Annotated in this window: 13 protein-coding genes and 1 other annotated feature; of the genes, 6 read left to right on the forward strand and 7 right to left on the reverse strand. The window is 37.5% G+C overall.

What is annotated here, in order from left to right; translation table 11 throughout:
* The first annotated feature begins 25 nt into the window (after nt 1-25).
* Nucleotides 26-272 (forward strand) — a binding site (T-box leader).
* Between the two features lie 60 nt (nt 273-332).
* The gene (gene serA / locus ACQQ2I_RS16745) at nt 333-1955 is read left to right on the forward strand and encodes a phosphoglycerate dehydrogenase (RefSeq protein WP_431027906.1); all 1623 of its coding nucleotides are present in this window, start codon (nt 333-335) and stop codon (nt 1953-1955) included.
* Nucleotides 1956-2132: 177 nt separating this feature from the next.
* Here the strand turns inward: serA and ACQQ2I_RS16750 are convergent, their stop codons facing one another.
* From ACQQ2I_RS16750 to ACQQ2I_RS16770, 5 genes are all read right to left on the reverse strand, one after another.
* Nucleotides 2133-2465 (reverse strand): hypothetical protein, encoded by a 333-nt coding sequence (locus ACQQ2I_RS16750; protein ID WP_431027907.1) that lies wholly within the window; start codon nt 2463-2465, stop codon nt 2133-2135.
* A gap of 153 nt (nt 2466-2618) precedes the next feature.
* The gene (locus ACQQ2I_RS16755; RefSeq protein WP_431027908.1) at nt 2619-3407 is read right to left on the reverse strand and encodes an HAD family hydrolase; all 789 of its coding nucleotides are present in this window, start codon (nt 3405-3407) and stop codon (nt 2619-2621) included.
* 336 nt (nt 3408-3743) lie between these two features.
* A complete protein-coding gene (locus ACQQ2I_RS16760; protein WP_431027909.1) occupies nt 3744-3986 on the reverse strand; it encodes a DUF3006 domain-containing protein in 243 nt (80 codons plus the stop codon).
* Entirely contained in the window at nt 3973-5160 is a 1188-nt protein-coding gene (locus ACQQ2I_RS16765; RefSeq protein WP_431027910.1) for an MBL fold metallo-hydrolase, read from the reverse strand. The genes ACQQ2I_RS16760 and ACQQ2I_RS16765 overlap by 14 nt, the downstream gene beginning before the upstream one ends.
* A 73-nt stretch (nt 5161-5233) precedes the next feature.
* Nucleotides 5234-6736 carry a coproporphyrinogen III oxidase gene (locus ACQQ2I_RS16770; protein WP_431027911.1) on the reverse strand — a complete coding sequence of 501 codons (1503 nt, stop codon included), beginning with the start codon at nt 6734-6736 and terminating at the stop codon, nt 5234-5236.
* A 597-nt stretch (nt 6737-7333) separates the two neighbouring features.
* On the opposite strand from ACQQ2I_RS16770, the gene ACQQ2I_RS16775 reads away from it, so the two are divergent.
* The gene (locus tag ACQQ2I_RS16775) at nt 7334-7708 is read left to right on the forward strand and encodes a hypothetical protein (RefSeq protein WP_431027912.1); all 375 of its coding nucleotides are present in this window, start codon (nt 7334-7336) and stop codon (nt 7706-7708) included.
* Nucleotides 7709-7743: 35 nt separating this feature from the next.
* Here the strand turns inward: ACQQ2I_RS16775 and ACQQ2I_RS16780 are convergent, their stop codons facing one another.
* On the reverse strand, nt 7744-8085 hold the full coding sequence (locus tag ACQQ2I_RS16780; protein WP_431027913.1) for a YlbF family regulator: 342 nt from the start codon (nt 8083-8085) through the stop codon (nt 7744-7746).
* A 24-nt stretch (nt 8086-8109) separates the two neighbouring features.
* The gene (locus ACQQ2I_RS16785) at nt 8110-9255 is read right to left on the reverse strand and encodes a DUF445 domain-containing protein (protein WP_431027914.1); all 1146 of its coding nucleotides are present in this window, start codon (nt 9253-9255) and stop codon (nt 8110-8112) included.
* 127 nt (nt 9256-9382) lie between these two features.
* Between ACQQ2I_RS16785 and ACQQ2I_RS16790 the strand changes: the two genes are divergently transcribed.
* From ACQQ2I_RS16790 to ACQQ2I_RS16805, 4 genes are all read left to right on the forward strand, one after another.
* Nucleotides 9383-9592, forward strand: a complete 210-nt coding sequence (locus tag ACQQ2I_RS16790) for a YheE family protein (RefSeq protein WP_431027915.1) — start codon at nt 9383-9385, stop codon at nt 9590-9592.
* 160 nt (nt 9593-9752) lie between these two features.
* Nucleotides 9753-10124 (forward strand): MerR family transcriptional regulator, encoded by a 372-nt coding sequence (locus ACQQ2I_RS16795; RefSeq protein WP_431027916.1) that lies wholly within the window; start codon nt 9753-9755, stop codon nt 10122-10124.
* A 37-nt stretch (nt 10125-10161) separates the two neighbouring features.
* Nucleotides 10162-11487 (forward strand): hemolysin family protein, encoded by a 1326-nt coding sequence (locus ACQQ2I_RS16800; protein ID WP_431027917.1) that lies wholly within the window; start codon nt 10162-10164, stop codon nt 11485-11487.
* A 90-nt stretch (nt 11488-11577) separates the two neighbouring features.
* Nucleotides 11578-12387, forward strand: coding sequence for an undecaprenyl-diphosphate phosphatase (locus ACQQ2I_RS16805; protein WP_431027918.1), 810 nt, complete (start codon nt 11578-11580; stop codon nt 12385-12387).
* Nucleotides 12388-12401: the final 14 nt, after the last annotated feature.

Raw genomic sequence — 12401 nt, forward strand, 5'->3', positions numbered from 1 at the left:
TATGATGTTTACAAAATTAATCACGCAAAATATTAGGACGGAGACACGCTCATCGTAATTCTTTCTATAGAGAGCTGATGGTTGGTGCAAATCAGTGTAAGGTTCGAATCGAGTTCAACTCCCGAATAGATAGGCGGAAATTTAGTATGCCTATACGTCACATGCACGTTACGCATTTGGTAAAGGTTGTATATAACATTTTTTTATGTTCCTTACAACGAAAAAGGGTGGTACCGCGTAAGCTTGTTTATTAACAGCCTTTCGCCCCTTACACAATGTTGTAAGGGACGAGAGGCTTTTTATTTTACATTTTAAGGGAGCGAAACATTCAAATGGCAACAGAAACAATTGAAAAAGCAACAAAAACAATTAACGTATTTATCGCAGATCCACTTAGCGAAGATGGTATCCAACCGCTTCGCCAAGAAACAGGTTTAGACTTAAACATCATTATTGATACTGGTTTAGCACCAGAACAATTAAAAGCAAAAATTGCTGATGTACACGTGTTATTAGTACGTTCTCAAACAACTGTGACACGTGAAATTATCGAAGCTGCTAAAAATTTAAAATTAATCGGACGTGCTGGTGTAGGTGTAGATAACATCGACCTTACTGCTGCAACTGAACACGGTATTATCGTTGTTAACGCACCAGACGGAAACACAAACTCAGCTGCTGAACATACAATTGCAATGATGACATCTTTAGCACGTCACATTCCACAAGCATTCAACACACTTAAAAACGGAAAATGGGATCGTAAATCTTACGTAGGTGTGGAACTTAAAAACAAAACATTAGGCGTTGTTGGCTTTGGTCGTATCGGTGTTGAAGTAGCATACCGCGCAAAAGGCTCTCGTATGAGTGTAATGGCTTATGACCCATTCTTATCTGAAGAGCGCGCACAAGAGCTAGGTGTAACAAAAGCAACGGTTGAAGAAATTTGCCAAGCTGCTGACTTCATTACAGTACACACACCACTATTACCAGAAACACGTAACTTAATTAACAAAGAAAAATTCGCGATGATGAAAGACGGCGTACGCATTATCAACTGTGCACGTGGCGGTATCATTAACGAGGACGATTTATACGATGCAATCGTAGAAGGTAAAGTAGCAGGTGCTGCACTTGACGTATTCGTGGAAGAGCCAGCAACTGATCACAAATTACTTACTTTACCACAAGTAATCGCAACACCTCACTTAGGTGCATCTACTATCGAAGCACAAGAGTCTGTAGCGGTTGACGTATCTAACGACATTATCAAGTTCTTTAAAACGGGTACAGTTACAAACCCAGTAAACATGCCTTCTATTCCAAAAGAAAAGCTTGCTGAAGTTGAACCATTCTTCGCATTAGCTGAAAAACTTGGTAAATTCCTAATCCAAGTATCTGAAGGTACTGTAAAAGAATTAAACATCTCTTATGCTGGTGAAGTAGCAAACTACGATGTTCGCCCATTAACGGCAAACGCTATTAAAGGTTTATTATCAACAAACCACGGTACACATGTAAACGATGTAAACGCTCGTTACCTTGCTGAACGCGTTGGCATCAAAATTAACGAACATAAAACAACAACTGCTAAAGGTTTCACAAACTTAGTAACAGTTGAAGTAAAAACAGAAAAAGAAACACACTCTGTAGCAGGTACTTTACTAAACGGCTTAGGTGCTCGTATCGTAAAAGTAGAAGGCTTCGTAGTAGATGTGGTACCAACTGGTAACTTCTTATACATCAAAAACACTGACAAACCAGGTGCAATTGGCCGCGTAGCTACGAAATTAGCTGAGAGCCAAGTGAACATCGCAACGATGCAAGTAGGTCGTGACGATGTTGGCGGTTCTGCAGTTATGATGCTTGGTATCGACAACGATGTAACAGCACAAGATTTAGCAGCAGTTGCTACACTTGAAAACATCGATGAAGTAAAAGCAATTACACTTTAATCAATAAAAAAAGAGGGCGTTCGAGAATTCATTCTAGAACGTCCTCTTTGTACCGAAAATAGCGACGTCTTTAATGTGACCATCGCAGGTAGTGTATCTTATTATAAGCAGTAAGGGATGTTTGGAAAGCTTAGCTTTTCAAACATCCCTTTTGATATTGGTACTATATTGACGTTATTATTGTAATTGTTTTAAGTGCACAAACGATAAGTATTCAGTTTGTTCAGCTGCTGCAAAAATATGTACTTGATCTGCTATACCCCATCCTAAAATAGCAAGCATAGCAACTGAACCAATCGCAATGAGACTTGATAGTAATTGATGTTGCTTTTTCATTTGTGCATTTGATTGCTTTGCTGTTTTCGAACGCACCATCCCGCAAAAACGTTCTTTATTTTGCGCGAATACATATGCACATGTTACACAAAGTTGTGCTACATGTCCTTCCATTTGGAGCGTCTCCATCTCTAAATTTATACGACCACAATTTTCACATGTACAAGTCTTCATACGCAAAATCCTTTCAATACTATTCTCTACTTGTAGTTTAACAAAAATAATTATATAATTCATTAATTTCAGAAAATAGAGGTGACGAAATGGTGAAAAAGCATCCGCGCTATGGACACGAATGCTTTTTACATGGAATATCATTTACTTATTTTAAAGCTTTTGTACAAGCTCTAACAACTCTGTTAACGATGTTACTTCATATGTTGGTGTTACATCTGGGTTTTGTGGTTTATTTTCACGGTTAATCCATACGTTACGCATCCCAACACGTGATGAGCCTAAAATATCTGTCATTAAATTGTCGCCAACCATAATGCCATCCTCTGCTGTCACGCCTGCTTTTTCCATTACATATTCAAAAATCGATGCATCTGGCTTACCTTTACCAAAGTCACCAGAAATAATGATATGGTCAAAATACGGGGCGATTTCTGGCGTAATTTCAAGCTTTAAGTTTTGTAAGCTTGGTGCACCATTCGTTAATAATACTAACTGGTACTTGCCTTTTAACTCATCTAGCACCGCAAATGTATCCTCGTATAGGAACGGCGCTTTTTTACGCTCTTCCACAAAGCGCTCCCCTAATTCCTTACCAAACTCCACATCGTCAATACCTAATGCCTTTAAGCCATTTGTCCATGCATTTGCACGATAACCAGGCACAATCCCCTTCATCGTTTGAAAAGAATCTGTCGGGTCATCAAATGTTCCCCATAAGCCTTCAAATGGGTTAATCCCAATCATCACTGTATAATCGTATGTTTCATACGCTTGATATAACTCACGAGCAGCCTCACGAACTGCTTCTTCTAATTTTTCACACTCTACTTCATATTTTGTTGCCGCGTATTCACACGTTTTTTCGAACGCTGTTTTTACTGATTTTTGGTCCCATAAAAGTGTATCATCTAAATCAAAAATGATTGTTTTAATTGTCATTTGTTTCGCTCCTAAATCAAAATATGTACGTCTTTATTTTAGCATATTATGTGTTCTCTAATGCCACTCTTTATGACAAGTTCTCGTACTTTTCTAAAAAGTTTTAGTAGCTATTTTTTAATAACAACACGCGTGTTGAGTTACCTTTTATTGTTAACGAACCCATCGGAATACGTTGATTTCCGCTACAACTGACTCGCTGGCTTCAACTAATTATCATCTACCGATATTTTTATAATCAATACATCTATTATAGCAATTGAATAAATTCAACTTATATATTTCAAAAATACAGTAACTAAAATAGGCTCAGAAATGTACTTCTGAGCCTATTCCTTACTTTTTCTTCAACTTTTCCATTAACGCTTTTATACGATTTTCTGCTTGCTGTTTTTCCTCATGGAGTACGTAAAAACGATAGCCTTCGCCTGTATGTGTAATTTCCACAATATCACCTTGCTCTAGCTCCACATCCATATCAAAGCGATGAATGAGTAATTGCTCTACCTCATCTGGACGCTTGAGAAAAATCGCATAGTCCCCTTCAAAACGATCCAGTGTATACTTATTCGAACTCACTAACAATGTCCCCTTTCGCATTCAATAGCTTCGCCGCATCGCCAGAATTTAGCCAAATCTGTTTATTTGTCCACTTCAATACTGTGCTCGATTCTTTTGCATCCGGTCCACTAGATACGGTAATCGTTTTACCAGGTTGCAACGTAATATTCGGGAAGGTAAATAGTTGATTACCTTCCACTGATAGTAATTGCCAGCCATTTAGATTCACTGCTTCACTACTGTTATTTTTAATTTTGACTAGCTCTGCTTCTACATCTTTACTAATGATTTCAACTTTACCTGTCGATTGTACCGGTACGGCACTTGTCGCCCCAACGCCCGTCCATTCAGGTATATTTACTGAATAGGCTTTGCCGTCTGTTGTCACAACAATATGTCCCGCTTCTGCTGTACTATAAATTTGACTACCTACTGCTTGCAAGCTTTCAATAACTTCAATATGAGGATGACCATATTTATTATCTTGCCCATAACTTAAAATCGCTGCTTCTGGCTGCACTGCTTGAATAAAGGCGAGTGAGCTACTCGTATTGGAACCGTGATGACCTGCCTTTAAAATCGTTGCCTGTACATTTTGTGTAACCATCATCTCTTTTTCCATCTCAACCCCTGCATCCCCTGTTAATAAAAATGATACTTCCCCATATGTCACCTTTAACACAATGGATGCTTCGTTATTATCTGTCGCATGTTCATCCGCACTTAATACAGTAATATCAAGTTCCTCATCTAAATTTACTTTTTCACCTGTTTTCGGTACGGTATACGGAATCCCTTTATCGCCAACGAGTGTAATCATTTGCTCATATGTTTGAGACGTATGTACTTTTCCGGAATCAATAAAGTTTTTAATCGAAATGGAGTTCAATACCGAAATAAGTCCGCCAATATGATCTGCATCAGGATGTGTCGCTACAACATAATCCAGTTGCTTCACGCCTTGCGCCCGTAAATAAGCAACAATATTATTCCCTTCTCCTTTTACCCCACCATCAATTAGCATCGTTTTCCCGTTCGGTGATTGAATAAAAATCGAATCCCCTTGCCCCACATTTATAAAATGGACACGCATCTCTTTACCAGGTGGCACAGTGACCGTTTCAGTAGGCTGTACCACTTCTGTACAACCGACTAAAAAGAGCATCATTAATATGATTAGTAATTTCTTCATCTTCAAAAATCCTTTTTCTTTTTATTGTACAAAAACAAAAGAGAAATAGCATACACTACCTCCCTTTTAAAATTTAACGATATAACTCATTTAAAATATTGATTTTCTTTTGAATGGCTTCTTCAAATGTCATGATATAGGCAGCAGGGTCTTTTGGATTGTGGAATTGCGTAATTTTGCCCGTTTCTGGGTGCACAAATTTCGATGAAGCACCACAGCCAATCCCTAAAATCGTCTGCACTTCTTCCATAATTACGATATTGTAAATCGACTCCTCACCTGGTTTACAGTATCCGACATTTTCTAAATTACCTAAAATATTTTTTTGACGATATAAGTAGTACGGTACGTAACCATTCGCTTTCGTCCAATCGCTTGCCATTTGCATCATTTGCGAAACGGTATCACGGTCGGCTACTTTATATTTATCTTTATTGCGCGTCATCTCTGAGGCACGTTTAAAGCTTAGCGTGTGTACCGTCAAGCTTTCTGGCTGCATCTTGGCTGATTCCTCTAACGAATGCTGGAATTCTTCAATTCCTTCATTTGGTAAGCCGATAATTAAGTCCATGTTAATATTATTCATGCCCATATTGCGCGATAGCCAAAACTTATCAATCGTTTCTTGTACCGTATGGTGACGACCAATTGCTTTCAATGTTTCTTGCGTGTACGATTGCGGGTTTACAGAAATACGATCTATGCCCCATTTTTTTAGCACTTCAATTTTTTCAGGTGTAATCGTATCCGGACGGCCTGCCTCCACTGTAATCTCACGAATAGAATCTGTGTTTGGGAACGATTCAAACATCGTTTGATATAGCGCATCCATTTCATGTGCTTCAATCGACGTAGGCGTTCCTCCGCCCCAGTAAATCGATGTAATGCGCATATTTTTTTCTGTTAGCCATTTGCCCATTTCACGCAGTTCAATATGAAGTCCATCTATAAACTTCTCCACACGCCCTGCTTTTCGATTACTTTGGATTGCATACGCCGGGAATGTACAATACGCACACATCGTTGGACAAAATGGCACACCAATATAAATGGAAATTTCGCGCCCTAGCTCATCTAAGTCTGGAATGACTTGTAATTGGCACGCAACAATTTCTTTTAATAAACTAATTTTTGCATCAGATAGACGAAAATCGACTTTGAGCTTTGCAAAAATTTGCGCCTCCGTTAAGCCTTCTTTGCGGAATTTATGATAAAGTTTTGTCGGGCGCACCCCTGTTAAAATTCCCCACTGTTGTGTCATCCCTGTGTATTGCTCTAATACATCTAGCATGACATGAGATAGCGCACGCTTCATCCGAATACTTTGCTCTTTTTCCGTTCCCTCTGTTGCATACCCAATGGCATACGTACTTTTATATTCCTGCCCATCTACTACAAGCGTGGCAGCAGTTGTAATCGTGTAGCTATCATCTATTGCATGCTCAAATGAAATGGACATGTCGGATCCGTCTTGTGTAAATTGAATGACCGAGTCCTCATAAAATAAGTTAGCAATATGATTTAATACACGGTTCCAGTCTTCTTTAAATTGTTCGTTAATGTGTATCGTTTTCATCTTTATTCTCTACCTTCACTAAATTCATCTATATTCAATAATTCATTGCCTTTAAAAACATCTTTTCTATTGTATCAAAAAAATGCTCAAATCATAGCTATGAATACTTGCGAAAAATTTACAATTACTTCAAATCTATTTCATGATGTATCAATAGTATAGGTATATATTATTAGTTATAGAAATCTAACAACCCTAATTATATAAGTTCACTTAAATGTGCAAGCATAACGATTGACTTTAAAAGTCAGCCTATACCTTGCGAGCTTTTGACCGGATGTAGCGATATTTTGCTCGGATACGGTTTTAAGATGATTTACATAGCTTAATATTTCAAAATTAAACAAATATGATATCACACGTATTTATTTACCTTGCATTGTTAAACAGAGAAATACGTTGATTTTCACTATAGCTGACTCAGCTCCTATCAATGAGCAAGCGCCTTTTATCAACCATTACACTAAAAAGCCATGCACATCATCTGCTAATATTTTTATTATCAATACAGCCGATATAATAGATATTTGTTATTATATTTTTTCACTACTTAGTGTATAATTTATTTAAATATTCTGAAAACGGGAGGTTTTTATAATGACATTAACGATACAAAAAGTGCCTTTTACAGAGATTTTAAAGAATATTGACTTGAGATTTTTTGAATTTAATATGAACCGTTGTGATGAACGTACACTATATGTAGCAATCGCCATTTCTTCCAAGCAAGGTAATGCGGTTTGTGACTTAATTTATTTAATTGATAAAAACGATTTATATGGGGCAATTTCTTTAAATGAAAAATATGATACTGTACGAAATTTCTTTAAAAAGCATTTTAACTACGACCTTTTATATTCAGACGAACAAATCATCGCCAAAATGATCAGCCAAACAAAGGAATTCAAACATTGCCTTGAACAATTCTCGAAACTTTATCCAAAACATGTGCAACCAAAGTTTTTCCATTAAAAAAGGACCACATACATTGTGATCCTTGACAATACTTAAAGTCCTTCATAAAGGGATTGAATTGGTTCAACTAACATACGGTTGACTTCTTCAATCATTGTACTCATAGCCATTTCCGCTTCAAGCATTGCTAAAATTTTCATATTTTGCTGTGCAAGCTGTGCCGCCTTTTGTAAGTAGACATATTCATCTTCTAAAAGCTCTTCACCAGCCATTTGTTTTTGCTGTAACTTTTTTTGAATATCACGGAAGTTTGTAAATAATGTACGAGCTTCATCATCTTTTTTTACTTCTTCCACTGTCTCTTGTAACGCTTTAAATTCCTTTGTATCACGGAACACCGCTTCTAACTTTGCAATCTCATTATAAATTGTCATGTAATATGCCTACTCTCTTTTAATTTAGTTCGTTACAAACACGATAACGGCTTGCACAACTCCAACTATACCGCCAATAATACCACCGAGCCATGTAATCATTCGAAGCTCGCGGCTAATAATACCTAATACCAGTTCTTCTAGCTTAGCAATCGGGAACGAGTCTACTTGCTCACGCACGACTTCAGCTAAATTTAAACGTTTTAATACGTCTTCTATTCTGCTTTCTGCTTCCTTGAATACTTTATTCATTAAAGCCGGCAATAATTCATCTTTTGCCCAGTCATTTCCTTGTGGCCAATAATCTTGTATCGTTTTATTTAATCGCTCATCGATTGCCAACTCGTTTTTCGCATAGCTTTGAATATTTGCCACAATCGTATCGAAGTTGACATCATGCATAAAATCCATTGCCGGTCGATCTTTTATTTTTTCCCACTCTGCTGTGAAAATTCGATTTAGCAGTGCGCTTGTCCCCGGTGCTTGCAAAAATTTCACAAGCTCCCGTTGCACCTTTTCTACAAGTGATGCTGAATCGCCAACGAACATTTGAATCATACCACCAATTGACCCTTTTGACGATAAAAAGTCATCTAGCATATTTTTAATCGTCAGCGACCCCTCTGGCGATAAAAAATAATCTTCCCCTTTTTTCAAAATCTGTTCGACTGCTTCAGGAACTTTTTGATCAACTACTGCTTCTAAATCTTCCGGCAATAACTCTCGAATTTTTTTCGTTGATAGTGTATGCTTCATATTTTCAAACTGGTTGAAAATTATGACATCGATTTTCCCTTCAACTGTTTTTGGTAAATGACTGAACCCCGCTAAATCAAGCCAGTCCTTTAACGTTTTGTCATTTAAAAAGATTTCCTGCGCTACTTTTGATTGTGCAAACTGTAAGACGCTATTTCGCACATCGTCAGATAAGAATTTCTTTTTAATTGTATCAGGCGTCAATAAATAGTCCGATACCGTTTTACCTAGTTGTACCGCAAGCACATCACGGCGTTTTGGGATTAGCCCAGGTGTCAACGGTAGACGCCACTTCATAAAATAAATCGGCTTGTACGGACGGAATAACATTTTAATGGCCATATAGTTCGTTGCTGCCCCAACAAGTGCACCGACACCTGCTAAAAATAACATTAGGACGAATAAATTATCCATTGTACCCTCTCATTTCTTTTCCTTTTTCTAATTTACTCATTATACCACTATTATGGAAATGATAGACTCTTTGATGATTGCATTTCACATGCCCTATCAAGTACGATTACAGAAAGGGGGAAGATTCATGATTCAGCATTTTAATTTTAAACCTTTGTACGAAAATACACAGCTTCCAGGATGGGCACTTACATTTTTCTATAAACAACAGCGTTACAGTGCAGAATATAAAAAGGATGGTGGCATTACATTTATTGGAGAAGCACCATCACCAAATGATTTAGCAACCGTGGAAAAAATGATTCACGAGTTAATGCTATTTCATGTATACGATTAATATATCTACATACTTAAATGCGAGCTAAGTATTTTCTTAGCTCGTATTTTTTATGTAAAGCAAATGATTCGACAAATTCATTGCAACACGTTATACTTCAAACTATAACGTTACGGTTTGGAGGTGATAGTTTGGGAACGAGAAATTAAAAATTGGTGAGTTGGCTGCACAAACTGGCGTAACAAAGCGAACAATCGATTATTATACGAATCTTGGCTTATTACAAGTCGAGCGTTCCGCATCGAATTATCGCTATTACGACCGTGCAATGGTTGAACGGATTCATTGGATTGAGGAACACAAGAAATCAGGGAAATGCCTTGATGAAATTCGTACATTGTTAACGATTGATTCGCCCATTGAAGAAGAGGTCGATATTCAAGAAATTCGCCTACAGATGCGAAAACTTGAACATGATGTGGCGAAATTAATGGAGCAGATGGACGAAACAGAAAAACAAAAATTACGCAAAAAAGTGTCACCTGAAAGTGTGGCACTCATGCAATCACTATTATTAATTTTAAACAACTAGGAGGTGAACGTTCTACTTTAGTGAGTAGAACGACTAATTGTCCACGGCAATTAACTTAATAATCTTTGCGATTTTAATCGCTTTAACAGCATTCTTCGTAGCGACTGAGTTCGCTATCGTAAAGGTACGTCAATCGCGTATCGATCAGCTTGTAGCAGAAGGTAAGGCAGGCTCTATTGCAGCTAAACAAGTAACTACTCATTTAGATGAATATTTATCTGCCTGTCAGCTTGGTATTACAGTAACAGCGCTTGGTATTGGTATGGTCGGTGAATCAACATTTGAGTTTATTTTACACCCATTGTTCGAAACAATCGGTATTCCAACAGATTATATTCATTGGTTTACTATTGCAGCTGCATTTGCAATTGCAACATTTTTACACGTAGTTGTCGGTGAATTAGCACCAAAAACAATTGCCATTCAAAAAGCAGAAGCGGTAACACTTGCATTTGCAAAACCAATCAAATTTTTCTATAAAGTAATGTATCCATTTATTTGGTTATTAAATGGATCAGCTCGTTTATTACTAAAATTAGTTGGCATGAAGCCTGCAAGTGAACACGAGCTTTCCCATACAGAGGAAGAATTACGCTTACTATTATCTGAGAGTTATAAATCAGGTGAAATTAACGTCAATGAATTAAAATACGTTAATAATGTGTTTGAATTTGACGATAAAATCGCACGAGAAATTATGGTACCACGTACAGATATCGTTGGTTTCGAAGTAAATGCGACATTTGAAGAAGTATTAACCCAAATATCTGAAGAACGTTATACACGTTACCCTGTTTTCGAAGGAGACCGTGATACGATTTTAGGGTTTCTGAATATTAAAGATTTCTTAACTTTAGGGATGAAAAATCGTATTCAACCGGACACATTTAAATTAGCAGAATTTATCAACCCAGTAATACGTACAATTGAAACAACTCCTATTCACGACTTACTGCAAAAAATGCAAAAAGAACGTACACATATTGCGATTTTGCTAGATGAATACGGCGGTACGAGCGGGATGGTGACCGTTGAAGATATTTTAGAAGAGCTTGTTGGAGAAATTCGTGACGAGTTTGATGATGATGAAATTCCTGAAGTTCGTCGTGTCGGCGAAGGTCATTATTTAATCCACTCTAAAGTGCTACTTGATGATGTAGCAAAACTATTATATATTGACTTAGAGCAACCAGAAATTGATACGATTGGTGGTTGGTACTTTACAAACGACATGGATTTAGACACATCAAAATCTATTTACTATGAAGGCTACCAGTTCTCTATCAAAGAAAAAGAAGGTCACCAAATTCACTATCTTGAAGTGAAAAAAGGTGAAGCACCTGAAGAGCTAGTAACAGATTAATGAACAAACACGACTCGCCTCAAGCTAGAGCGAGTGTATAAAAAGGCGGGCAAAATTGCTCGCCTTTTCATTTTATCAAAGGAGGTTCGTATGGAAGATTTTATTTTACTCATTAAGCATTTGATTATTGGACTTGTACAAGGTTTTACGGAGCCCATTCCCGTATCTTCGAGCGGACATGTTATGATTGCCTCTGAAATTTTAGGTCTTGGGGAACAAGGGTTCACGTTCGCTATTCTAACAAATACCGCTTCTCTACTTGCTGTACTGTTTATTTACAGAGAAGATGTGATGCGTTTAGCTATCAATTCATTGCGTTATATACGCACTAAAAATCGGAAGTATGCGACAGATTTCAGATTTGTGATTTTAATCATCATCGGTTCCATTCCTGCTGGTGTTCTCGGTGTGCTTTTAAGTGATGTCATCGCTGAGAATGTAAGTATGACAACCATTGCGATTATGCTATTTGTAACAGGGACTGCCTTATGGGCAATTCGCAATATGCATGGAAAAAAGGGAGATGGCGACCTCACAGCAAAAGATGCTTTTCTAGTCGGTCTTGGGCAAGCAGTTGCTTTAACTCCTGGGATTAGTCGCTCGGGGGCAACGATTATTTCAGCTATTGCTGTTGGCATGAAGCAAGATACAGCCCTACGCTTTTCATTTATGCTGTACATCCCGGTTAGCCTTGGTGGTGTAGTACTTGGTTTCTCAGACTTTATCCATGAGCCAAATAAAGCAGCGCTTGCTTTACCGTATACAGTAACATTTATCGCCACACTATTTATGACATACTTTGCACTGAAATGGTTCATGGGCATTATGAAACACGGTAAACTTATCTACTTTACGTACTATTGCTTTATTGTCGGTACACTTCTATTAATCTTTTACTAAGAAAAAAGACTTCG

The sequence above is a fragment of the Lysinibacillus sp. LZ02 genome, assembly GCF_050613145.1.
GTDB lineage: Bacteria > Bacillota > Bacilli > Bacillales_A > Planococcaceae > Lysinibacillus_B.